This is a genomic window from Flavobacterium sp. FG68, assembly GCF_057808895.1.
In genome coordinates, this window is record NZ_JBMDIY010000008.1 from 1 (window position 1) to 24122 (window position 24122).

Below are 24122 nucleotides of genomic sequence, written 5' to 3' on the forward strand. Positions count from 1 at the left end.
AACGTTTGATTTTGACATCGTTTTTTAATAATCGGGCATATCAAACGTTCCTACGCAACGTAAATGTGGCTGACTTTTATTTTTGCTACCAACGAAACATTCCTATGGAATGATAACGGGATATCAAAAAATAATAAGTCATATCTCTTTGTTCCGTAGGAACATATCGTCGGTAGAAAAATTATATTGTTATAATCGTTACGTCCCGTAGGAACGTTTGATTTTGACATCGTTTTTTAATAATCGGGCATATCAAACGTTCCTACGGAACGTAAATGTGGCTGACCTTTATTTTATCTACCAACGAAACATTCCTATGGAATGATAACGGGATATCAAAAAACAACAAGTTATATCTCTTTGTTCCGTAGGAACATTTTATTGGTAGAAAAAATATATTGTTATCATCGTTTACGTTCCGTAGGAACGTAAATGCGGCTGACTTTTTATTTTTTATCTACCTACGAAACATTCCTATGGAATGAACAGTATTTCCAAAATCCGTAAAAAGAATACAAATTGCCCGAATTAGTATTATTCGTAAACATGCTCCTGTTTAGACCTTTACACTATTAATTTAATAGCTAAAAAAATGGACAAAACAATTTTAATTACAGGAGCAAGCAGCGGAATTGGAAAAGAAACTGCAAAATTATTTCAATCAAAAGGATGGAATGTTATCGCGACAATGCGTAATCCTGAAAATGAAACAGAATTAAAAGCATTACAGAATGTTTTTGTTACTAACCTTGATGTATTGAACTTACAATCTATCGAGAATGCGGTAAAAGCCGGGATCTCTAAATTTGGTAAAATTGATGTATTATTAAATAATGCCGGATATGGCGCTTATGGAACTTTAGAATCTTTTTTAAGAGAAAAAATTGTACGTCAGTTTGATACGAATGTTATTGGGCTTCTTGATGTTACAAAAGCATTATTACCTCACTTTCGTGAAAATAAAAATGGAATTATCATCAATATTTCTTCAATTGGAGGTAAAATGACTTTTCCACTTGGTGCTTTATATCACGGAACTAAATTTGCTGTTGAAGGCATTTCTGAATCCTTAAGTTTTGAAGTGGAACAATTTGGAGGAAAAGTCAAAATTATTGAACCGGGTGCTATTGCAACTGATTTTGCCGGACGCTCGTTTGACTTTAGCAACGACGAAAATTTTACCGAATATCAAAGCATGGTTGGAAAAGTAATAGAAGCACTGCCGGCTTTATTTGATACTGCTTCGCCTGCAAGTTTAGTGGCCGAAGTAATTTACGAAGCGGCTACCGATGGAACGGATAAACTAAGATATCACGCCGGAGAAGATGCAAAAGTCATTATTGAAAACCGTAAGCAATTTGATGATGAAACATTTATTGGCGGAATGAAAGCACAATTCGGACTTTAAATTTTAAACTGATAAACCTATTAGAATCATCAGAACGTGGTGATTCTAATAGGTCTTTTAAAAATTGGTATCTTTACATTAATGATCCTGTTATGAGCGCATTTATACATTTACAAACGATTTCAGATTTGTTCCGTTTTTTTCATCTGGAAACTCCTATTCTGCACCCTCTTATTGCCGTGGTAGATTTTAGTCAGGTAAAAGAGCAGATTACGGAAGACACTAAAATTTCTCCAGATTTCTACGGATTGATATTCAAAAACTACAATAGAAATAATATCAAATACGGACGAAAAATCATTGATTTTCAAGATGGAAGTTTGATTTGTGTGGCTCCAAATCAAGTTCTCGAAATGGACGAGGATATTGAGGTTTCACCAGCTATGATGGGCTGGGGATTATTTTTTCATCCAGACCTCATCAGGGCAACTTCTTTAAATAATAAATTAAAGGATTATAGTTTTTTTTCATACGACATGTCTGAAGCACTTCATATGTCAGAGAAAGAAAAACAAATTTTATACGATTGTGTGCTTAAAATTGAAGGAGAATTAAAAGAAAATATCGATATACACAGTCAGGATATTATCGTTTCGACAATTGAACTGCTGTTGAATTATTGTTCCCGTTTTTACGGAAGACAGTTTATTACCCGAAAAAGTTCGAATAATTCTGTAGTTACTGAAATCGAAAAAATACTGACCGGATATTTTAATGCAAAAAGCAATACCGAAAAAGGATTACCAACTGTAAAATTTCTGGCAGAACAAGTACATCTTTCACCAAGTTATTTAAGTGATCTGCTAAAAAAAGAAACGGGCAAAAATACTCAGGACCATATTCATTTTTATTTAATTGAAGAAGCCAAAAACGTTTTATTAAACAGTGATAAATCGGTCAGCGAAATCGCTTATTCATTAGGGTTTGAATATCCGCAGTATTTCAATAAACTGTTCAAGCAAAAAACAGGAAAAACACCAATAGAATTTAGAAGTCTGAATTAAATTCGTAATCAATTATCGCTGCAGGTAAAAATATGTTTGGAACCTTTGCTGAGTGAATTAACAATTGCATCCTTTAAGCCGGATCCTAAATTAGAGGTAATCACCCTTAATATTTCTTTTAAATCATTAAAATTATTTGGCTTGACAAAATAGCAAATCGACCCTAAACTTGCAGCTGCTTCCATATCCTTTTTATGCGACGATGTCGAAATCATAATTACGGGTATATCCTGATACGCCGGATCTTTTTTTAATAATTCCAAACAGTTCCAGCCATTCATAATCGGCATATTGAGATCCAGAAAAATAAGTTCCGGTTTTTCATCAATTGTCTTTAATATTTCAAATATTTCTACACCATTAACGGCACAATGACATACAACATTTTCATTTACATCTTCTAATGCCTCACAAAACATTTCTGTATCATCGATATCATCATCAGCCAATAAAATTATTTTCTTTTCCATAATCTAAATATCATTTTCATTTTGTTTTAAAGGGAGTGTTATAATAAAAGCGGCACCTTTTGTATTACCTTCTGCAACAATATTTCCTCCATGCCGTTCTGCTATTTTTTTACAAAGTGATAATCCTAAGCCGGTTCCTTCGTAACTATCTTTAGAATTGAGACGCGTAAAAGTTTCAAATATCCGCTCTGCCTGTGCAGATTCAAAGCCAATTCCGTTATCTTCCACTGTAATTACAGCAAAACTTTTATCCTCCTGAGTAACTATTTTTGATGATAATTTAATTTCAGGCGGCGTTTCATTTTTGGCAAACTTAATAGAATTATTAATAAGATTATAAAAAAGCTGATAAAGAAGTACCAAAGCTCCTTCAATTGTTGGGAGATCGTGATAATGAATTTTCCCGCCTGTTTTTTGCAAAATGATTTCTAAATCAATTTCAATATTTTTTATAACCTTATTGAGATCAACCAAAGTTGGTTTCTGCAAATCGGCATTGATTTTAGAATATGCCAAAACGCCATCAATCATATTGTACATACGATCTGTCGCAACGTGAATTCTCTCTATAAACCTGCTTGCAGATTCGTCTAACTTTCCATCAAGATGATCTTCCAGCCTGCTTGTAAATGTTTTAATTTTTCTTACCGGTTCTTTTAAATCATGAGAAGCCACATGTGCAAACTGTTGTAAATCTTCGTTGGAACGTTTTAATTCTTTCGTTCTGTTTTCAACCAGAACTTCCAGTTTTTCAGTAATCGTTTTTTTTTCATGAATATCGGTGCAGGTACCAAACCATTTGACAATAGCTCCCGATCCATCTTTTATAGGTACTGCTTTACTTAAAAACCATCTGAATTCTCCTGTATCTCCATTTTTTAATCGCAGTTCAATTTGATATGCAGTACCTTTTTGAACGCTTTGATACCAATATCCCAATACCAGATCAACATCATCCGGATGCAGGAAAGGAGTCCAGCTTGTATCTCCAAATTCATTTTCTTCAAAACCGGTATATTCATACCAGCGTTTATTATAATAATCGACAAAACCATCCGGTTGTCCGGTCCAGATAATTTGCGGTACCAAATCTGCAAGAAGTCTGAATTTTTCTTCGCTTTCCTTAATAATCTGCTCTACCTCTTTTTGCGAAGTAATATCACTTGCTGCACCAAACCATTCAATTATATTATTTTCATGGTCTAATATTGGGATTGCCCTTGAAAAAGTCCATCCTAATGATCCATCTGCGTTTAAAACTCTGTATTCTAATTCAAAAACACTTTTGTTTGCTATCGATTCCTTAATATGGCTCAGCACTTTTTGCTTATCATCTGGATGAATGTATTTATCAAACCAATTTATAGTTGGTTCTTCAACATCAGATAAAAATCTGCTTCCTTCCATGGTTCGCATTATTGTCCAGTCTGCATTCATGCTGTACACCATATCAGATGAAGCATTAACCAAAGCGCGGAAACGGGTTTCACTTTCCTCCATCTTTTTTCGGGCCACTACCTGCTGTGTAACATCAACCGCTACCTGAGTCATACCGGTTATTTTTCCATCTTCCACTAAAGGGCGATAGGCCAGATTATAGTAATAATCGACCATTATACCTGTACGGTTATGCTGAACCAGGACTTCACTCTGGTCAAAAGAAATTCCTCTATTATAAACATTTTGAACCTGAGTCCAAACGTACTGCCCTTTTAATTCGGGCAAAACTTCAATCAGCGGCATGCCTATTATTTCCTCGTCGCGACCAATCAGGGTGAGCATATGTTTGTTAATCTGCTCGATTACCAAATTGTCACCCATTAACACCAAAGTTGGAGACGGCGTTTGATCGATCATAGATTTTAATCGGGCTTCGCTTTCTTCTATTTTTTTTCGGGATAAAAACTGCTGTTCCTCTGCCAGTTTTATTTCAGTAATATCACGCGTCGTACCTGCAATAGCTTCTACTTCTCCTTTTTCATTTAAAACCGGGGCAAAAATATAATCGTAAACTCTTTTGCCCAGTTCTGCATGCGGAAAAGAAACTGTTCCCCTAATAGATTTTTTAGAAGCAACAACTTCGTCAATTTCTCTTTCATGCATTGCAGCATGCCATTCTTCATATCCATTTTCTCTTAAACCTTTTCCAATGGCATCTTCTGCTGATTTTCCCCACATGGTAAGCAAGGCTTTATTGGCATATGTAAACTTGTATGATAAATCAAATACATAGACCAAATCCGGAGTTGTACTTGTGATGGAGTCGTAAAGTCTTTTTTGTTTTTCTGCAGCTGTTAAGGCATTGTTGAGTGTAATTTCTGTTTTTTTTCTTTCGGTTATATCTTCTGTAGTTACAATGAGTAATTCATCTTGTTTTACAGCCGTAAACCGAAACCAAAGCTGTATTCCCTCTCCATCATACCAGCTTTCAAAATTAGCTGTTACTCCGGTTTGAGCCGCTTCAATAAATCTTTCCAGAATACCATTTTTTTTTATCGTGGGAAAAACAACGCTGAAACGTTTGTTTTTGTATTCGATATCGCCAATCCATTTTTTGGTATAAGTATTAAAAAGTAGTATAGAAAAGTCTTCTATTTCGCCTTTATCGTTATACAAAGACTTTATAACTGCGATTCCGTTTGCAGCAGAATTAAAAACAGTTTCAAAAAAATCATTATTTTCTGTTAATTCCATCGCAGCATTTTAGTGTAATGAATATTTTTTATTGCTATGCTAATGCTAATATAATTAATTTTATGGCATAAATAAAGTAATTATTTATGATTCATTCCGCTTTATAATTTCACACTAAATGCTGTATTTTTTTAATCTGCATTATAAGCATCAAAATGATTTTAATTAAAAAACCCCTTTATTGAATTCATAAAGGGGTTCGTTTTTGTTTTATTCAAAGATTAATTTTTAATAAACTTTTGTACATAACTAGCTTTATCAGTTACAATATTTATAATGTATAATCCTTTTATTAAAGAACTTACGTTAATTTGTTTATTATTAACCTCAGCATTGATTGCTTTTCCTGAAATGTCATAAACATTCACACCTAATACTTCATCTTCTGTTTGAATATTCAGGATTTCTGCAACCGGATTAGGATAAACTGCCAGTTTTACTTTTGTAAATTCCTCTGTTCCTAAATTAATTGATGCTTTAACAGTAATTGATTTTTCAACAAATTTACCATTCGAATTAAAACTGATTACAACTGTCGCATTTCCAGTCTTTTTTGGTGTTAAAACCAACTCGTCTTTTTCATTTATTACCGCTGTAACAATTTGTGCATCACTATTTGATTTTACCGATTTTGCAATGGCAAGAGATAAATTATCGGCATCCGAAACAATATTTTTTAAATCAATTACGGTTGCATTTTTTACTGAAACTTCTGAAGGCAAAGCCGCACTAATTACTGGCGAAGCATTATCCGGAAAAACAGTCATGGCTGGAAACCAGTAATAATCATCTAAAATTTTAGTGTTTGTTAAAACTCCTTTGTTATCAAAAGTATGAATCCAGTTTTTTTGGTAATGCGCTCCAAATCCGCTTTCTGTTGTGTTCAGAATTAATTTATCAGAAATCGGATCAATACGCAATGCTGCGCCATAAGGAATTTGTTTAAAAGTTCCTGTTTGTCCCGGAATTACTGCAAAATTCTCATTGAACGTTTTTGTGGCAACATCAAACTTTACAATTTGTGTTCCTGAATTAAAACTATTAATAGAATTTATCCAATACAAAGCATTCTGCTGATTGCTGTAGGTAAAACTTCCTGCGTTCCATGCTCCCCAAGATCCTAGATATTTTGTCGTTGGAATAGCATATTCAGTTACGGTAAAAGTCGTTTCATTAATATTGATTAATTTCTGATTTTGGATTCCCCAAACACTTCCGTCTTTGGCCTGAACTACAGAATGAAATGCTCCGGTAATAGTAGTTTTTACACTATTTGTCGCTGGATCAATAACCAAAATTCCTGCATTTTGTTTTACAGCAAATACATAATGAGAAGTACGAATCATGTTTCCTATTTGTCCGGAATACTGACTTCCGCCACCTGTTCCTGTTACTAGGCTTCCCACTTTTAGATTGGCAATATCAAAAAGAAAAACTCCGTTTGAAGCACCTATATAACCTGTCTTTTCATCAACACCAACAAACGAACGTCCATCGCCTCCGCCAATATCATTAAATCCGGCGATTTTTTTCATCGTTTTTGCATTGGCAACAACTAATCTTCCGCCCGGAGTATATTGACTGTCTCCTCCATCTGAAGCTTGTTTTGAAATAAAGTAAAACTTATCTCCGTAAATTGTTCCATACTGCGTTGTTGCTCCAAACGCCTGACTACTGTTTGTCGCACTGTAAACACGATAACTAACGTTTCCGTCAGCATTCACAAAATTTACAGATCCATTCGTATGACCAAACCATTCTTCGTTTACTAAAAAATAACCCGCAGTAAAATCTGTTGTCGCAACGTATGGCGTTACCGCAGTAAAAGTTGACGCAATATCAAACGAATTAAATCCCGGATTATAATTCCAAACATCCCACGAACCGTTTTCTAAAACACGGCTGCTTGCTCCTAAACCAGAATAACCAAATTCAGTATCCGTTGGATTTTTTACCCAATACGACCAATATCCGTTACTTGTCCAGCCAGACTGCCAGTGATCTGCAGCATCAATAGGCGTATATAAATCAAAATCGTATTCTGTCGTATTTACAATTCCGTTTACCGGATAATAAGGATAAGTTACATTTTTATCTTTATAAAGTCCGTTTGTATTGGCTCCGTTCAAATCAAAACCAAGTCCGCCAATTGCAGATCCAAACTGAGTTCCCTGATATAAAAGAGAGAAAAAACGGCGATCTGCTTTTGCGATTGCTTTCAGCATATCTTCTCCCGTTGCATTTCCATCCCATCTAAAACCCCAAACTAAGGCATCGGCATTTTTCCCGTCGTTCCATTGTACCACAAAAGCTGCTTGATTTGCGCCTGTTCCAACCCAATATTTAATTTGATCAAAATCTGCCGCGCTAGCCTTTTTTTTACTCGTCAGTTTTTTAACCGATGATTTTTGCTGAATATCATTTCGCGGAACACCTTGCACCGTTACCTGTGCATTGGTAAAGAATGCGATAAATAATAGTACTATTAAAAAGTAATTTTTCTTCATATTATAGTTGATTTAAAAAATTTGTTAGTTTAGATATAAGTCGTAAGCCCCTGCTACTTCTGTAGAAACTTCTCCCAACCAGCCCGCTTCCTGATTGATTGCTGTATGTATTTTGATAAAATCTATTCCGGGAAGTTTTACATAATTTCCGTTTTTATCTACGGCCCAGGCAATGTCAATATTTGAGGCTTCGTCGTTATTGGGAGCATTATCGGCATAGCCAAAATCAAAAGATTTCCCTACCCAGTAATTTCCTGCCCCGCTTTGATCGTAAAAATTGTCTGCTATTTTTGTTCCTTTCAGCGTATAAGAAGCCTCAGAAATCCAAAGCGGATAATAACTTTGTTCGTGAAATATGTTTTTAGATTTATAGCCGGAATTCCCCAAATTATCCTGCCATTTAATATATTCAGAATCAAGTTGCCAGGATTCATTCCCCTCAACCACCATTGGAGTTTTATTTGGATCTGGTTTAAAATAAGTAATGCTGTAATTCTTTAAAGTTGTGTTTTTAAAATATTCACTTCCTGCTATTTCGTACCATTCATCTTCATCGGGTTTTCCGTTTTTATTTTTGTCGTAAGCCACAGAAATAATTCCCGCTTCGCAAGATCCAAAACGTGCTTCATTCGCCTGATTTCCCCAAAATGCATTTCCTAAAACTTTAAAATCGCGTCCGGCCATATTTGGGATTGTATGATCAAATCCAAAAACAACATATCCGCCAAAACCGCCTAATGAAATCATTGTTGTACTTGAACCAACAAGAGCTTTTTTTGCTGTACTAATAAGATTACTTTGTGTATTTCCCGTTACATATTCCGGAATTGTATTCGTAAACTGACCAGCTGCCGGACGAAAATCAAATACATTCGAGATGTATTTACTGTACGCTTTTGTTTCTTGCACAACATTGATAGTTGACGTGAATGTTTTTACCGCTCCGTTAACTTCTACTTTTAAAGTCAGTTTGTAATTTTTTAAATACGGACTAATAAAATCCAATTGTAAATTCTGAGAAATCAGAGAATCTTCATTTGCAATCCACGTTAGTTTTGAATTGGCTGGCAGATTTGGCGCAATATTCAGCACTTTAAATCGGTCAATTGAATAAGATTCTTTTAGTACTTCTGCGGGAATTTCAACATTGTCTTCTTCCTTATCGGTTTCACAAGCAATAAATCCCAAAAAGAGAATTGACAGCAATGTGGTTTTTAAAATTTTAAAAGGAATTGTTTTCATTTATAATATTAGTTTTTTTACTTTTTACTTCTAACTTTTTGCTTTTTGCTTCTCACTTCTTAGTGATAAAAGTGATATGCGCCGGAATATTTCCAGCCGTTGTTTTCCACTTCAATTTGCCTTCTGGCGTAAAACAATAGATGTAACCTGTTACGACATAATTCTGGGCATCGGTTATATAAATTTCTTTTGTTTCGGGATTTACCTGAAGTCCGTACGGGATCATAATTTGCTTTTCAGTTCCGTCGGTAATAATTCTATCCGTGATTATTTGTTTGGTTTTCGTATCGAGGATTCCGTAAATAATTTTATTGCTGTTGGTTAAGTAACTCCACGATACGCTGTAGAAATAAAGTAAATCGTCGACCAGACAAGTATCTGAAACCGGAATATCTAACTGCATTTTTTTCTCATCGGTTTTGGTATCAATGACAAAAAGATTCGAAGGCGTGTTGTAATAATCCCCTCTGGAACTCACATAAATATCGCCTCGGCTGTCAATCTGCATGCTGTACAAATTGATTCCGACATCTATTTTTTTGATTTCTTTGAAAGTTTCCAAATCAATTACAGAAACAGTTCTATCGTAATTCGGAACTCTGTAACCTCCGGAATTCGCTACATACAATTTTCCGTTATGAACCACCATTTGTTCGGGTTGATAGCCAACGGTTACTTTTCTTTTTATTTCTAATGATATGGTATCGATTTCGGCAACAAAACCAATTTCTGCATTTGGATCAATCGCTACCGGACCAGAATAAGAACTTACATAAGCTTTGTCTTTATAAAAAGTCACATAGCGGCAGTTGGGAATATCTATTTTTTTGATGCGTTTTGCTGTCCATTTTTCTATGACCTCAACTTTGTTGGAACAATTGATTACGGCATAAACTTTATTGCCATAAATTTTAATATCGTTTCCAACATCGCCTAATTCTTTTACAACTGTTGGGTTTCGTTCCGAATAAATATCGGTGGTGTAGTTTCCGGTTCTGTAATTAAAAACGTCAATACTGGCGCGGTTCATTCCCATATTTCCTTCGTTCAAAAGATAAAAACCTTCGATATTGCCGTCACTTCTTGGCGCAGCAACACTTTTATCTGTTGATGGAAAAATGGTTTCATCTTCTCTGCAGGAAGCAAAAGCCAGAATGATCCATAAACTGAGAATTATTTTTGCGGTTATCTTTTTCATAGCTCAATACTTATTATAAATTTCACTGTGCGGCCCGGCATTGGATAATTGTATATCACTTCATAATTTTGGTTGAGAACATTGTTGAGTTCTACTGCGCCCTTTAATTTGTAATTCTGAAATGCAAATGATTTTTGAACGGCTAAATCATGAGTATACCACGGTTGAACTTCATTAATTTTTATGTTATTGACATTTCCGTTATAGCGTTTCCCAACATAAATAAAACTGTAGTTGAAATTCCAGGTTTCATAATCAGCATTTAAGATTCCTGAACCGCTGTGCCACGGTGTATACGGAATTTGGTCTCCGTAAGAGGATAATTCAAGACCGCCGAATTTGGTATAATCTTTACTTTCAGAATAGGTGTAAGTAAGATTTGCAGCAAGATTTACTTTTCCAAAATGAGTTCCCATATTCAAAACAGATTCTATTCCTTTTCCTTTCACCTGTCCGATATTCGTCATCATCCAGCGGAAAAGATTTCCGGTTGGCGCGGCGATTATTTTATCTTTTGTATTGGTGTAATAACCGTCTAACTGAAAAGAGAATTTGTCGAAAAAGCCTTTATTCTGAGGAAAATTATACGTGAATCCAATATCGTATTGATTCATATATTCTGGTTGCAAAGTGCTTGAACCAATCATGGTATAATACAAATCGTTGAAAGTAGGCATTCTGAAAATTCGTTTTGCAAACGCTCTCAGGTTAAAATCGTAACTTTTAAATGGTGTATAGCCTAAAAATAATGCCGGAGTAAATTCTGTTTTATCGGGAGCTTTTGCATTGTAGCGAACTTCTTCCTGAACATTGGTTCCAATAACGCTTCCTAAAGCTTTAAAACCGCCAATTCTGTAAGTACTTGCTAAAGAAACTAATGTAGTATATCGCTGCGGAAATGAAAATTGAGTCTGGATTCCTCTTCTTGTAGCGTTTAATTTGTTGTATTGAAAATCTGTAGAAAGCGAAACATCCCAATTTGATAAAATGCTATACATATTGACTGCGGAGATATAATATTCCTGCTGATAATAACTATCGTCTGACTGCGAGCCTTCGGTTACGGTTTCGCCTAATATGTTTGTGGTATCTCTGGCAACGTAATGTGTATAATCGTAAGCGAATTTTGCCCTTGCCTGAAATTTATATTTTTCGGTAAAGTCTTTTACCAAAAATGCCTGAGTGAAAAAATTCTTGTCGTATTGCCTGAAACCGTCTGAAAATTTGTTTTCTACAATCGCTCCCGGCGCTCCTCTGTCTGAATCGTAATAATAAACTTTAGCATCCCACGAACCTTTATTTATTTTCCCATAAAGACCAGATTCTACTCGTAAAGCTTCAATATCACTATTATGTCTCGTGGCTGTGGTATCGTAAGCAACCGTTCCGTCGAGATTGTTTCTTTTGTATCTGAATTTATATTCTCCGTTCGATTTTATGTATTCAGAACTAAAACTCATGCTGACTTTGTCGCTTAATTTTTGTTCCCATCTAAAAGACGGATCAAAATAATTGATTGACATTGTCTTGAAACGTACTAAGAGATTTGTTTTTTTATAGCCAATAAAAACCGGACGTTTTGTTCTTAAATAAATTGTAGAAGCCGCCGCAAAGTCTTTTGCCGATTGGAATATTTCGCTTTTCTGTCCGTTATACATCGTTAGGGATTCCATGTCGTCAAGAGAATATTTCCCTAAATCGGTAACGCCGTTTTGTGCATTTCCTAATTGTATTCCATCATAAAAAACACCTACGTGATGTGTTCCCATGTTACGAACATCAACGGTTTTAAGACCGCCAAGTCCGCCGTAATCTTTTATTTGGCTTCCGGCAAAATACCGAAGTGCATCGGCAACATTATGGCTCGCTAAATTTTCAAGTAATTTACCCGAAAGTGTCTGCACCGGAATAACTTCCTGATAGGGTTTTCCTTTTAAGATTACTTCTTTTAAAACCCGCAGACTATCTGTCTCTACTTGCGAATGAAGTACAAACGGAGCAAAAAGTATAAAAGTAAATAAGAGTATTTTTTTTCTATAATACATCACCAATTTAATTAAATAAACTTCGGGATGTAATAGCAAAAAGAGATAATCCTGTTATGTAAATAACAGGTCAATTCTTGTTGTCAACTTTATTCCACGAAAGTCTTAAACTATATGATTGTGGCAGGTCTCCTGACTTGTTCCATCTTAAACAGCCTTCTCATCCACACGGGACAATGGCAATAGTAGTGTTTAAAGACTTATATAGAACTTACAGTAGCGGGTCTGTTCAGGATTTACACCTGATTCCCTTTTAACTGTTTTTTCATTAAATTTGAAAAAACAGACCAAAATCTGGCGCAAAGATAGAACTATCCTGAAAAAAATGATGCAGGAATTGGTAAAATAAGTTTATTTAAAAAATTAAGAAGTCTTTTCGAGAACTAAATTAAATTAATCAGCACCGCCGTCGACGCTGTCAAAAGTTTCTCTTTCTTTAGGTGTGATACTGTATTTTACAGAAACCATTGGCCCGTAATACACATCAAACTGATTTCCGTTGGCACGCAGCTGCATCTGACCAATGATGCCTGCCAGAAAATGGATATTGGGCGTTATACCTGCCGTGTAGTAAACTGATAATCTAAAAATATCAAAATGCTCTTCGGCATAATCTTTTGAGGCAAACTTTAGCATTAATTCTGTATAATATCCAATGTTTGGTGCTAAAAATATAGGTTTTTCTTTAGTTTGACGCAGAAAATGATTTCTCTTAATCGCGGAATTGTTTGATGAACTCCGTTTCTATCGTCAAAAAATTTGGTTTCAAAACGCACTTGTTCAAAAATGGATCCTTTTGGCATATCCTGAGAAAAAGTTCCCATTACAATAAGCCTGTTTTCTAAGGTTTCATAATTTCCGGCTTCTTCTACGGCATATTTTTGATTGTGAGCATAACCCAGCCACAGTTTTATATTTTTAAATCCTGAATAAATAAGCCACGGCCTAACTACAACACGCTGTGTATAAGCAAAAGGATTTCCATTGGTATATGCACCTTGTGTCACCAATTGAAAATCGGCCTGTCCGCTCAAATGCCATTTTTCATAAATTGGGAAAGCAATATCCCCTTCTTCAATAGATGCCGGAATAAAACCAATAGAATATGGAGCATCCTGCGCTTTAGCAATTTGTATAAAAACTGCACAAAATAATAATAGAAAACCTTTTTTAATCGTACTCATAAATCTTAGTTTACTTATTTAAAATAAAGCCTAAACAGGAGTATAACAAAGATAAAAAGGCTGTGCGTTATGCTTAAAGGATTTAATGTTGCAGATTATAATATGAAACCAAGTTTTACTTTATTTCTTTTTTGAAAAAGTAAGTTTTTCAATTTCCCTTAGAAATTCAGAATCAAACTCAGAATAAGCACGTAACATATATTTTTCGTCTCGTTTATGCATCACCAAACGGATTTTCTGAACCATCAGCCAAATAGGTTCGTAGCGTTTGTGTCCTAAAAGATATTGCAATTGTAAAATGGAGAATTTCTTTTTAGAAAGTGTCATTAATTCAATACAAATCATCCAGTATCTAAAGGGTAAATTGGAGTTTTCCATCACGGTTCCGGATCGAAGACTGATTCTGTTTTTGCATTTTTTACATTGAAATTTTAAATCGACTGTTCTGAAAGAATGGGAATTATGCCCGCACTTTTTACAAACCAAACCGTTTTCCAGTCGTTTGTTTTTAAATTCCTCAATGCAGGTTTCTTCGTCATTGTATTTTTCGAAATATTGCCGTAATTCCATTAAAAAAAATCTCTTTTCAGAAACTAAATATAAAATAAATCTTTGCTTACAAAAAACGATTTTCCATAAAAAAGAGGAAATTCAAATTAGAAAATCCTCTTTTAAAATTATAAAAAATACAATTACAGTTTGTGGGCTATTTCTTTTTTATACTTATTCAATATAGATTTTGTCATACCCAAACTTGCTTTGGTCGAGTCTACTGCTAAATAAATAAAATACTCTCCGTTATCAGAAACATCAATAATATGAATTTGAGAAGTAAGCGTAATCATAACGTTATCAACAACCTGACCTTGTAATTTTAAAGCTCTTATGGCGTTCATTTCTGCTTTAACGACTTCAAGATTATAGGCAGATGCTAATTCAGGGTCAAAATCGCTAAAAGCTGATTGTGAATAATAGGACATTCCGCTTTTGATTTCTGCTACAGAAACTGCGATAAAACCAGGTACGTTCTTTTTAAGATCTTCTCCAAATTGTTTTAAAAAATCAGACATATGTTTTGGGTTTAATAGGATTCTAAAATGTTATTTCTTGTGGTACTTGACACAAATTTATAGATCTGATTTTATTTAATTATCCGCAATACATACCTTTTTTTATTTTTTTTCTTACTTTTTTCTAAAAGAAAAATGATCAAAAAAAAGGGAAAGATATCGAATACCTTTCCCCTTTTTATAACTAACCTTTGTATTTAAAAAGTAACAAATTTTGCACCTAAACTGAACCATCTTGCCGGCAAAGGAAACGCTCCAATTTCATAATAAGTAGTATTGAAAATGTTTTGTGCATCAATAAAAATGGTAAACTTTTTAATAGACTGACTAATTCTGGCGTCATTAATCCAGTAAGAAGCTCCGGTAACTCTTTCGTTAAAACGAGTTGCCAGTAAAACGGAGAAATCTTTATGCTGAAAATCTATCGTATTGGTTACCTGATGTTTTAAAGACGAAATCAAATATTTAGAATACGGTTCGTCGCGGGTATCTTTAAATTTAGAATCTAAGTAAGAATAGCCTAAAGTGAAATTCATTTTTGAATCATCAGAAAAATTAAAACTGTATGATCCACGCATATTGATTCCGTTAGTAATTAAATCACCGTAGTTTTGACTTTGCCACGGCACCGTTGTCACCATTCTGGTCCAGTCAATATAATTGCTTATTTCTCTGTAAAAATAATTCACGTTTAAGTTTAAAGATTTTCTGTTGAATTTAAAGCCGAATTCACTTTGAAAAGCATTTTCTGATTCCAAATCTGGATTTCCAATATTTCCCGGACGCTGATTCAAGTACAAGTCTGTAAACGAAGGAATCCTTTGACTAGTCCCCACATTAGCAATAACCTTAAACTCGTTTGTCAACTCGTAACTTGCATCAAGCCCTGGATAAATCTGCCATTTATAATCTGAATTATAATTAAGATAAGTTCCTAAATTCACGTTCAGTTTTTCAAACAAATACGTTTTGTATTCTGCATAAATCCCAACATTTTCACGATCGTGATCGCCAATGTTTGACGAATGAATATCTTCATTTCTGAATTCGGCACCAAAACCAATTTCACCTTTTTCCGTTTTGATAGAAGAATTTAATTCTGCCGCAATAGAATTGGTATAATGCTGACTTCTTCCTGCGTTTAAATTATTATTTCCTAAATATCTGTAATCATCATAATTGTATCTGTAGGTAAATCTTGGCATAATTTTCCAGTTTTCCGTAATAGAATGTTTCGACTGAATATTAGCAAAAGTTGTCTGCACTATTTCTGTAGAATTTTTATCGCCCGGTGCAGCGTAAAATCCGTTAGCTCCAAATCCGTTTTTTACATAACCAAACGAACCTAAAATTTCGTTAGAATCATTCACCTGAACATTTCCCTGATACAAGATTTTATTGTTTTCAAATCCTGTATTATAGCGATATCCGTTGCTTTTATCGTGCGATGCAAAAATCGAATGCTGTTGCTTTTCTTTTCCTAAAACAGCGCCAACTTGAACTCCGGTTCCAAAAAATGTATCTCCAGTATCATCAGAATCTTTCTCAAAATTAGAACCTGCATAAGTACTTAGTAAAACTCCTGATTTTGTTGGCTTTTTAGTAATAATATTAATTGCTCCCGTTAAGCTATTGATTCCGAAGATTCTCGCAGCAGGACCACGTAAAATTTCGATTCTTTCAATTGCTTCAACCGGAAGCGGCAGATTAAGCATATTGTGAGCCGTTTGAGAGTCAATTATTTTCGCACCATTTAACAAAACAACAGTCTGCTCAAAACTTCCTCCGTCTACACTTATATCGGCCTGTCCTCCAAAAGGTCCTCTTTGTCTTATATCAACCCCGTTTGCATATTGCAAAACTTCCTGAAGCGTTCTTCCCGGTAATTTCTTAATCGTTTCGTTGCTAATAACATAAACGTTTCTGTTTTGTTTTGAAATTGGCGTGCTTAATCGGTTTTCATGAATAATTACCTCATCAATTTCTATAATCGAATCCTTTTTTGTCTGGGCATAAAAGTTGGTACATATTAATGCTGTAACAGCAAAATAGATTTTTTTCATTCTGGTTTTAATTTTTTTGCAAAAGTAGTACCTTGCCGTACTAATAAAGTATACCAGTTTTGTAATTATGAGTGGTCCGGTTCAAATTCCTTTTAAAAGCTTTATTCAGCTTAAGCCAGAAGAAAGCACCGCAATTTACCTGCAGATCGTTTTTGAATTTATAAAAGCGATACAAACGGGATTTCTTCCAGAAGGAACAAAACTTCCGGGAACACGCATTTTATGTAAACTTTTAGCCGTAAACAGAAACACTTTAATAAAGGCTTTTCAGGATTTAGAATCTCAGGGCTGGATTGAAACACTCCCTAATAAAGGAACTTTTATCCTTTCTCAGCACAAAGAAAAAAGTAACACCGAATTTATAGTTCCAAAGGAAAATAAAACGCAGGAAATCAATATTGGTTTTGAATTCAAACGTTCGACCATTCTTGAAAACCCAACCGAAACCAGTAATCTTCCGTATCAATTTAATGACGGAATGCCGGATTTAAGACTGGTTCAAAATGATATTTTGGCTAGACTTTATGTTTCAAAGTTAAAAAGACAGAAAACATCCAAAACATACGAACAGATTCAAATTAGGTCGCATTTAAATTTTAAAACACATTTCTCAAATTATTTAAATCTTACTCGCGGATTGCGAATTGCGACTTCAAACTTACTCACAACGAGCAGTCACGAAATTAGTTTGTACCTCGTTACAAAAGTTTTGATTTCTCCCGGCGATAAAGTGGTTGTGGCTTCTCCCGGATATTATATTTCGAACATGACTTTGACGAATACCAGAGCGCAGATTATTACGATTCCAGTTGATCAGGACGGAATTGATACGAATCGTTTGAAGGAGATTTGTGAAGAAACCAAAATCAGGGTTTTATACCTGACTTCCAATTATAATTATCCAACGACTATTTCTTTAAGTGCCAAAAGAAGAAAGGAATTACTGGAACTCGCTAATCAATACGGTTTTGTGATCCTGGAAGATGATTACGATTTTGATTTTCATTATGATAATAATCCTATTTTGCCTTTAGCGGCTTTTGATTCGAATCAAAAAGTGGTTTATATTGGTTCGTTTGGAAGATCGCTTCCGTCTGGATTTAGTTATGGTTTTGTCGCCGCTCCGCCGGAATTTATTTCTGAATTAGAAAAACACCAAAACATTCTGGAACCCGGAATTGACGTTTTAAAAGAACAGGTTTTAACCGAATGGATTAACGAAGGAGAAGTACATCGACTTTCCAAGAAAAATAAAAAGATCTACAAAGAACGCCGGGATTATTTCGTTTCCTTATTGAATGAAAAACTGAAAGGCAAAATTAAATTTAAAGTTCCTGCGCGTGGTTTGGCGGTTTGGATTGAATGGCTTGATAAATTCAATTTGATTACGCTGCAAAAAGAATGTGCCAAAAATGATTTGTTTCTGCCCAAAACTATTTTATACCAAACAAAAGATGTAACTGCGACAAGATTAGGTTTCGGGCATTTAGAAAAAGAAGAAATGGAACAGGCTGTTTCTATTTTGTGCCAGTCGATTGAAGCGATTGAAACACAAAAGTCCTGAATTTGAACACTTTTTAAACTTATAGTTTTTTGAATTTTGCTTTATAATTAAATATAAAAAATTATGAGCAGTCAAAAAGTATGGTTTATAACCGGAGCATCAAAAGGAATGGGACTTGAAGCCGTAAATACAGTCTTAAAAAATGGTGATAAAGTAGCCGCAACATCCCGAAATTTAAAAGAGTTAATCGATCAAATTGGGAATCAAAATGAAAACTTCCTTCCGCTTCATGTTGATATTACAAATGATGCAGCAGTAAAAAACGCGATTCAAACTACAATTGATACTTTCGGAAAAATTGATGTTGTCCTGAACAATGCGGGTTATTATTTAGTGGGAAGTATGGAAGAAATAAACGACGAAGAATTCCGCAAAACAATCGATGTCAATTTATTTGGAACTGTAAATGTGATTCGAAATGTGATGCCATTTCTGCGTCAGCAAAAATCGGGGCATATTTTGAATATTGCTTCTAATATGGGCTATATTGGTTATGCGAATACGGGAAGTTATAATGCTGCTAAATTTGCTATTATGGGACTTTCTGAAGCTTTGGCACAAGAAGCAAAACAATTCAATATCAAAGTTACTGCAATTGCGCCGGGAATGTTTAGAACGAGTTTTATGAGCGACAGCACTTTGGCGCAGGCCAAAAATAAAATTCCAGTTTACAATGTAGAAAAGCACGTAAATATGCTGAAAAGTTTTGACGGAAACCAGCCCGGCGACCCAAAAAAACTGGCTAGAATATTAATTGATGTTACCGAATTACAAAATCCGCCCGTGCATCTTCCTTTAGGAAATGACAGTTATAATTCAATTATCGAGCATCGAAAAACCGAAGCCGAAGAAATGGAATCATGGAAACATCTTTCGTTTGCGACTAATTTCGATTAATTTGTAAATTTGTTTAGATGAAAAAATCGGTTCCACATAAAATCAAAAGTATTTCAGAACTGCATCAGTTATTTGCGCTTCCTAAACCGGATCATCCTTTGGTCAGCGTGATTGATTTTGCTTTACTGAGTTACAAACACAGCGATATCTGGGAACATTTTTCGAATGATTTTTACTGTATTACTTTGAAAAAAGGCGTTAACGGAAAATTTAAATACGGTCAGCGTGATTATGATTTTGATGAAGGAATGATAACGCTCACAAAGCCAGATCAGATATTTTCGGTTACACAGACCAATGATAATCCTGTTACGGGTTTTATGCTGGTTTTTAAAACTGATTTAATCCGAAATTATCCTTTAGGAAAAATGATTAATAATTACGGATTTTTTTCCTACTCCATTGCAGAGGCATTACATCTTTCTGATAAGGAAGATGTAATTATTTCAGGGCTTTTAAAGCAAATGCAGGACGAACTGAAGAACAATATTGATCATTACAGCCAGGATTTGATTGTGGCGCATCTTGACTTGATTCTTAATTATATTAACCGATTTTACGGCAGGCAGTTTATTACCCGAAAAACTGCTGCACACGATCTATTAAGCAGATTAGAGGAATTATTATTTGATTATTTTGAGAAAGAAAATCCTATTGAAAAAGGACTTCCTACAGTGCAGTATTTATCGCAGGAATTAAATATTTCTGCCAGTTATTTAAGTGATTTACTTCGAAATATTACGGGTTTAAATACGCAGCAATACATTCAGAATCATATTATTGAAAAGTCAAAACAACTGCTTTCAACAACGAGTTTAAGTGTAAACGAAATCGCCTTTTCATTAGGTTTCGAATATTCGCAGTCGTTTAGCAAACTCTTTAAAAAGAAAACCAATTTAACGCCGCTTCAATTCAAAAAATCTCTTAACTGATTTTAAAAAATCATTCAAAATTTTGAATCCAACTTATTTTTTATATAATTTTGTACCGATCATTACAAAATAAATCTGCGATGCGAGGAAGACCGACAATTTACGAAGACGCTAATATTATAAAGAAAGCTCAGGAAGTTTTTTGGCAAAAAGGATACAGTGCCACTTCACTGAGCGATTTGCAAAAAGCAACCGGAGCCGGAGCCGGAAGTTTTTATAATACGTTTAAAGGCGGTAAAAAAGAGGTTTTTCAAAAAGCCATTGAAGAACGCCGATTAGCTTTTGATGCTTTTAAAAGTGAATTAAACAAAAGTGATTCTCCTTTAGAATTGATTAAGGATTTTTTTAGAAGTATCGCTTCCGCGGATGAAAATGAGCATCTTAAAGGCTGTATTATTGCTAATACGGTTGTTGAAATGACTTTTATTGATGAAAAACTGGAAGCCAATGCCGTGCAGATTTTAAAAGAAGTGGAAGAAATGTTTACGCAGGCAATAAAGCTTGAACAGGCAAATGGAACTTTACAAACAAAAACGGCTCCCGAAATATTAGGGAAATATTTGATCACTTTTTGGTGCGGATTGAATACGCTGCGCCGAATGTATCCTGACAGAAATGTCTTGAAAAATCAAATCGAAATGCAATTAGCTGTTCTCAGCTAATTTTTTTGACTATTTATGTATCAATCGTTACAAAATAAAACAATAAAAATGAATTTAAAATTAGAAGGAAAAAAGGCTTTTATAAGCGGTTCAACTCAGGGAATTGGTTTTGCAATTGCAAAGCAGTTATTAAATGAAAAAGCAGAAGTTATCATTAACGGACGAAATGAAGAAAAAACAAATCTTGCTGTACAAAAATTAAAAGCTGAATTTCCTGATGCAATTGTTTCTGGAATAAAAGCTGATTTTAGCAATAAAGAAGAAGTTTCAAATTTATTAAGCAAATTAGACAATATTGATATCTTAATTAATAATGTCGGCATTTTTGAATTAAAGGCTTTTGAAGATATTCAAGAGGAAGATTGGTACAAAATTTTTGATATTAATGTGATGAGCGGTATTCTTCTTTCACAAAAACTTTTACCGAAGATGCTGGAGAAAAAATCGGGACGGATTATTTTTATCAGCAGTGAATCTGGAGTGAATATTCCCGGAAACATGATTCATTACGGAATGACAAAAGCATCTATGATGGCTGTAAGCAATGGTTTGTCTAAATTAACAAAAGGAACAGAAGTTACGGTAAATACCATTTTAGGAGGTCCAACATATTCTGACGGCGTTGCGGCTACGATTGAACATATTGCTTCTTTGCAAAATATAGAAGTCGAACAAATGAAAAATGCTATTATTCAACAGATAAATCCGGATTCTTTATTGCAGCGTTTTATTAATCCAGACGAAATTGCTTGTCTTACGACTTATCTTTCAAGTCCGCTTTCGATTGCAACAAATGGTTCTTGTTTACGCGCTGATGGCGGCGTTTTAAAAACCGTTTAACCAAAATATTCTAAAGCCTTGACTATTAAAAATCAAGGCTTTAGTTTTTAATTTATTTAAGATGTTTTTCGATAATTTAAAACGGCGGCAGTATTCAAAACAATAGCAAAACCTATAATCACCAAAATGTGTTTTTGAATATCTCTAAAATCGCTTCCTTTTATGACAACCATTCTCATTACATCAATAAAATAACTTATGGGGTTGAATTTTGAAACGGTTTTTGCCCAATCCGGCATACTGTCAATTGGTGTAAACAAACCGCCCATTAAAACAAAAATCATTACAAAAAAGAACATGATAAGCATGGCTTGCTGCTGTGTGTCGCAGATGGTGGAAACCAATAATCCGAAACCTAAAATGGCGAGTAAATAAACGGCGATAAAAGCGTATAAAACCAAAAGATTTCCGACTGGAATTATTCCGTAAAAAATCCAGCCGACTAATAATCCCAATGTAAAAACTACATTGCCGAGAATCCAGAACGGAATTAATTTCCCTAAAATAAAATGGTATTTTTTGACCGGAGAAACATTAATCTGTTCGATTGTTCCGGCTTCTTTTTCTTTTACAATATTTAACGCCGAAAGAAATCCGCCAACAAGTGTTACCAAAATAGCGAGAATTCCCGGAACCATATACAATTGGTAATTTAAATGCGGATTATACCAGTTTGATGATGTAATTTCGATTATCGGCATAGCATTAAAACTTGTGGGAACATTTAGTTTTTTCCGCAATCCGTTATTGTATTCTCTAATAATATCGCTGATATAACCGGCACCTAATCCGGCTTTTGTTCCGTTAATGGCGTTTACTCCAATAAAAAGCTGCTGCTTATTTTCTTTAATAAGATCTTCTTCAAATCCATGTGGAATTTCCAGAATTAAATCGGCATTGTCTTCTTCTAATTGTGTGAACGCTTGTTTATACGAATCGTTATACGTTCTCAGTTTGAAATAACCCGAAGCTACAACCTGATTAATTAAATCTCTTGAATAATCAGATCGGTCGTTGTCCACCACAGCCAGATTGATATTTTTGATTTCATAATTGGCGGCAAGCGGCAAAATAATAAGCTGCATAACGGGCATTACCATAATCACGGCTAAAATGGCGCGATTACGAAATATTTGTTTGAACTCTTTGATGAGTAAAAATTTGATGATTCTCATGATAAACGTATTTTAAAGCTTTTAAGACTTACAATCAATAAGAAAATGGTGATTCCGAACAGGATTAAAGTTTCTTTCCATACATAGGAAAATCCTAATCCTTTTATCATGATTCCTTTTACAATAATGTAATACCATTTTGAAGGCACAACATTCGAAAACCATTGCAAAGGCAAAGGCATATTTTCGATAGGAAACATAAATCCGCTGAAAAGTAAGGTTGGCAAAAGCATTCCGAGTAATGAAATCAACATGGCGGTTTGCTGCGAATCTGTTTTAACCGAAATAAATATTCCTAAAGTCAAACAAGTTATGATAAACAAGGTGCTTTCTGCAAAAAGTAAAAGTATGTTTCCTGCAATGGGTAAATCGAGCACAAATACGCTCAATAATAATATCGAAACTACATTTACCATTGAAAGTAAAAGATACGGAACTGCTTTTGAAAGTATAACCATTAAAGGTTTAAATGGTGAAACCAAAAGAATTTCCATGGTTCCGGTTTCTTTTTCTTTTACAATAGCAATTGCCGTCATCATTACGCAGACTAACATTAAAACCAAAGCCATAACGCCGGGAACAAAATTTGGCGCGCCTTTTAACTGCGGATTGTATAGCATTTTTACTTCTGGTTTTATTTGCAACGGCACTGCATTTTCCTTATTCAAATCTGCCTGATAATCGTTTATAATCGACGTAACATAATTGGTTAAAGTTGTCGCATTATTTGGATCTGATGCATCTGCCAAAACTTGAATCTGTGCTTTATTTTGATGTAAAAGCTGGTTATTAAATCCTTCCGGAAATATCACTGCCATTTTTATTTCACCGGTTCTAAAGGCGGCTTCCAATTCTTTGCTTCCGGTAAGGCTTTTTCTAATTTCAAAATAACGGCTTGCTTCTATTTTAGTAATGATTTCTTGTGAAGCAATATCTTTGGCATAATCAACGACCACTATTTGGGAGTTTTTTACTTCATTGGTTAAAGCAAAACCAAAAATAAGAATCTGCACTACCGGCATTCCAAAGAGAATCAGCAGTGTTTTCTTGTCACGCAGTACGTGCAAAAATTCTTTTTTTACAAATGTTAGAAATTGTTTCATATTCGGATTATTTTTCTTTTTTTTTTCGAACTTTATCTTCTCCTGCAAGGTTTTCAAAACCTTG

At 34.5% G+C, this 24122-nt stretch carries 19 protein-coding genes, 1 pseudogene and 1 riboswitch; of the genes and pseudogenes, 7 read left to right on the forward strand and 13 right to left on the reverse strand.

Features of this window, described 5'->3' with window-relative positions:
* Nucleotides 1-592 precede the first annotated feature (592 nt).
* Together ACODSB_RS06880 and ACODSB_RS06885 are read left to right on the forward strand one after the other, a co-directional pair.
* Nucleotides 593-1408 (forward strand): SDR family oxidoreductase, encoded by an 816-nt coding sequence (locus tag ACODSB_RS06880; protein WP_488936485.1) that lies wholly within the window; start codon nt 593-595, stop codon nt 1406-1408.
* A 92-nt stretch (nt 1409-1500) separates the two neighbouring features.
* Nucleotides 1501-2412: a helix-turn-helix domain-containing protein gene (locus ACODSB_RS06885; protein WP_180858190.1), complete on the forward strand. Its 912-nt coding sequence runs from the start codon at nt 1501-1503 to the stop codon at nt 2410-2412.
* 8 nt (nt 2413-2420) lie between these two features.
* On the opposite strand, the gene ACODSB_RS06890 is transcribed toward ACODSB_RS06885, so the two are convergent.
* The 11 genes and pseudogenes from ACODSB_RS06890 to ACODSB_RS06940 form a co-directional block, all read right to left on the reverse strand.
* Nucleotides 2421-2882: a response regulator gene (locus ACODSB_RS06890; RefSeq protein ID WP_053474238.1), complete on the reverse strand. Its 462-nt coding sequence runs from the start codon at nt 2880-2882 to the stop codon at nt 2421-2423.
* A 3-nt stretch (nt 2883-2885) separates the two neighbouring features.
* Nucleotides 2886-5576, reverse strand: a complete 2691-nt coding sequence (locus ACODSB_RS06895) for a PAS domain-containing sensor histidine kinase (RefSeq protein ID WP_488936486.1) — start codon at nt 5574-5576, stop codon at nt 2886-2888.
* 221 nt (nt 5577-5797) lie between these two features.
* Nucleotides 5798-8083 (reverse strand): T9SS type A sorting domain-containing protein, encoded by a 2286-nt coding sequence (locus ACODSB_RS06900; RefSeq protein ID WP_488936487.1) that lies wholly within the window; start codon nt 8081-8083, stop codon nt 5798-5800.
* Between the two features lie 24 nt (nt 8084-8107).
* Nucleotides 8108-9325 carry a cell surface protein gene (locus ACODSB_RS06905; RefSeq protein ID WP_488936488.1) on the reverse strand — a complete coding sequence of 406 codons (1218 nt, stop codon included), beginning with the start codon at nt 9323-9325 and terminating at the stop codon, nt 8108-8110.
* A gap of 52 nt (nt 9326-9377) precedes the next feature.
* Complete coding sequence (locus ACODSB_RS06910; RefSeq protein WP_488936489.1) at nt 9378-10523, reverse strand: YncE family protein; 1146 nt, start codon at nt 10521-10523, stop codon at nt 9378-9380.
* Nucleotides 10520-12568: a TonB-dependent receptor gene (locus tag ACODSB_RS06915; RefSeq protein ID WP_488936490.1), complete on the reverse strand. Its 2049-nt coding sequence runs from the start codon at nt 12566-12568 to the stop codon at nt 10520-10522. The genes ACODSB_RS06910 and ACODSB_RS06915 overlap by 4 nt, the downstream gene beginning before the upstream one ends.
* A gap of 105 nt (nt 12569-12673) precedes the next feature.
* A riboswitch (cobalamin riboswitch) is annotated at nt 12674-12875 on the reverse strand.
* 86 nt (nt 12876-12961) lie between these two features.
* Nucleotides 12962-13204, reverse strand: a complete 243-nt coding sequence (locus ACODSB_RS06920; protein WP_488936491.1) for a hypothetical protein — start codon at nt 13202-13204, stop codon at nt 12962-12964.
* Between the two features lie 29 nt (nt 13205-13233).
* Nucleotides 13234-13752 (reverse strand): DUF2490 domain-containing protein, encoded by a 519-nt coding sequence (locus ACODSB_RS06925; protein WP_488936492.1) that lies wholly within the window; start codon nt 13750-13752, stop codon nt 13234-13236.
* A gap of 123 nt (nt 13753-13875) precedes the next feature.
* Nucleotides 13876-14322: pseudogene (locus ACODSB_RS06930) on the reverse strand (transposase); the annotation flags it as partial.
* Between the two features lie 122 nt (nt 14323-14444).
* Nucleotides 14445-14822 carry a hypothetical protein gene (locus ACODSB_RS06935; protein ID WP_488936493.1) on the reverse strand — a complete coding sequence of 126 codons (378 nt, stop codon included), beginning with the start codon at nt 14820-14822 and terminating at the stop codon, nt 14445-14447.
* 197 nt (nt 14823-15019) lie between these two features.
* Complete coding sequence (locus tag ACODSB_RS06940) at nt 15020-16885, reverse strand: TonB-dependent receptor plug domain-containing protein (RefSeq protein WP_488936494.1); 1866 nt, start codon at nt 16883-16885, stop codon at nt 15020-15022.
* Between the two features lie 67 nt (nt 16886-16952).
* On the opposite strand from ACODSB_RS06940, the gene ACODSB_RS06945 reads away from it, so the two are divergent.
* The 5 genes from ACODSB_RS06945 to ACODSB_RS06965 all read left to right on the forward strand — a co-directional run bounded on the left by ACODSB_RS06945 (nt 16953) and on the right by ACODSB_RS06965 (nt 21780).
* Entirely contained in the window at nt 16953-18449 is a 1497-nt protein-coding gene (locus ACODSB_RS06945; RefSeq protein ID WP_488936495.1) for an aminotransferase-like domain-containing protein, read from the forward strand.
* A gap of 63 nt (nt 18450-18512) precedes the next feature.
* Nucleotides 18513-19346 carry an SDR family NAD(P)-dependent oxidoreductase gene (locus ACODSB_RS06950; RefSeq protein ID WP_488936496.1) on the forward strand — a complete coding sequence of 278 codons (834 nt, stop codon included), beginning with the start codon at nt 18513-18515 and terminating at the stop codon, nt 19344-19346.
* Between the two features lie 17 nt (nt 19347-19363).
* Nucleotides 19364-20278, forward strand: a complete 915-nt coding sequence (locus tag ACODSB_RS06955; protein ID WP_488936497.1) for a helix-turn-helix domain-containing protein — start codon at nt 19364-19366, stop codon at nt 20276-20278.
* 80 nt (nt 20279-20358) lie between these two features.
* Nucleotides 20359-20940 carry a TetR/AcrR family transcriptional regulator gene (locus ACODSB_RS06960; RefSeq protein ID WP_488936498.1) on the forward strand — a complete coding sequence of 194 codons (582 nt, stop codon included), beginning with the start codon at nt 20359-20361 and terminating at the stop codon, nt 20938-20940.
* Between the two features lie 48 nt (nt 20941-20988).
* Nucleotides 20989-21780 carry an SDR family NAD(P)-dependent oxidoreductase gene (locus ACODSB_RS06965; protein ID WP_488936499.1) on the forward strand — a complete coding sequence of 264 codons (792 nt, stop codon included), beginning with the start codon at nt 20989-20991 and terminating at the stop codon, nt 21778-21780.
* A 56-nt stretch (nt 21781-21836) separates the two neighbouring features.
* On the opposite strand, the gene ACODSB_RS06970 is transcribed toward ACODSB_RS06965, so the two are convergent.
* Nucleotides 21837-22955, reverse strand: coding sequence for an ABC transporter permease (locus ACODSB_RS06970; protein WP_488936500.1), 1119 nt, complete (start codon nt 22953-22955; stop codon nt 21837-21839).
* Nucleotides 22952-24058 (reverse strand): ABC transporter permease, encoded by a 1107-nt coding sequence (locus ACODSB_RS06975; RefSeq protein WP_488936501.1) that lies wholly within the window; start codon nt 24056-24058, stop codon nt 22952-22954. Before ACODSB_RS06975 ends, ACODSB_RS06970 begins: the two co-directional genes overlap by 4 nt.
* Between the last annotated feature and the right edge of the window lie 64 nt (nt 24059-24122).

Coding starts and splice junctions, on each gene's coding strand:
- ACODSB_RS06975 (WP_488936501.1), bottom strand. CDS start 24,058: ATGAAACAATTTCTAACATTTGTAAAAAAAGAATTTTTGCACGTACTG.
- ACODSB_RS06880 (WP_488936485.1), top strand. CDS start 593: ATGGACAAAACAATTTTAATTACAGGAGCAAGCAGCGGAATTGGAAAA.
- ACODSB_RS06895 (WP_488936486.1), bottom strand. CDS start 5,576: ATGGAATTAACAGAAAATAATGATTTTTTTGAAACTGTTTTTAATTCT.
- ACODSB_RS06915 (WP_488936490.1), bottom strand. CDS start 12,568: ATGTATTATAGAAAAAAAATACTCTTATTTACTTTTATACTTTTTGCT.
- ACODSB_RS06890 (WP_053474238.1), bottom strand. CDS start 2,882: ATGGAAAAGAAAATAATTTTATTGGCTGATGATGATATCGATGATACA.
- ACODSB_RS06940 (WP_488936494.1), bottom strand. CDS start 16,885: ATGAAAAAAATCTATTTTGCTGTTACAGCATTAATATGTACCAACTTT.
- ACODSB_RS06910 (WP_488936489.1), bottom strand. CDS start 10,523: ATGAAAAAGATAACCGCAAAAATAATTCTCAGTTTATGGATCATTCTG.
- ACODSB_RS06960 (WP_488936498.1), top strand. CDS start 20,359: ATGCGAGGAAGACCGACAATTTACGAAGACGCTAATATTATAAAGAAA.
- ACODSB_RS06935 (WP_488936493.1), bottom strand. CDS start 14,822: ATGTCTGATTTTTTAAAACAATTTGGAGAAGATCTTAAAAAGAACGTA.
- ACODSB_RS06920 (WP_488936491.1), bottom strand. CDS start 13,204: ATGCTAAAGTTTGCCTCAAAAGATTATGCCGAAGAGCATTTTGATATT.
- ACODSB_RS06925 (WP_488936492.1), bottom strand. CDS start 13,752: ATGAGTACGATTAAAAAAGGTTTTCTATTATTATTTTGTGCAGTTTTT.
- ACODSB_RS06970 (WP_488936500.1), bottom strand. CDS start 22,955: ATGAGAATCATCAAATTTTTACTCATCAAAGAGTTCAAACAAATATTT.
- ACODSB_RS06950 (WP_488936496.1), top strand. CDS start 18,513: ATGAGCAGTCAAAAAGTATGGTTTATAACCGGAGCATCAAAAGGAATG.
- ACODSB_RS06965 (WP_488936499.1), top strand. CDS start 20,989: ATGAATTTAAAATTAGAAGGAAAAAAGGCTTTTATAAGCGGTTCAACT.
- ACODSB_RS06905 (WP_488936488.1), bottom strand. CDS start 9,325: ATGAAAACAATTCCTTTTAAAATTTTAAAAACCACATTGCTGTCAATT.
- ACODSB_RS06885 (WP_180858190.1), top strand. CDS start 1,501: ATGAGCGCATTTATACATTTACAAACGATTTCAGATTTGTTCCGTTTT.
- ACODSB_RS06900 (WP_488936487.1), bottom strand. CDS start 8,083: ATGAAGAAAAATTACTTTTTAATAGTACTATTATTTATCGCATTCTTT.
- ACODSB_RS06955 (WP_488936497.1), top strand. CDS start 19,364: ATGAAAAAATCGGTTCCACATAAAATCAAAAGTATTTCAGAACTGCAT.
- ACODSB_RS06945 (WP_488936495.1), top strand. CDS start 16,953: ATGAGTGGTCCGGTTCAAATTCCTTTTAAAAGCTTTATTCAGCTTAAG.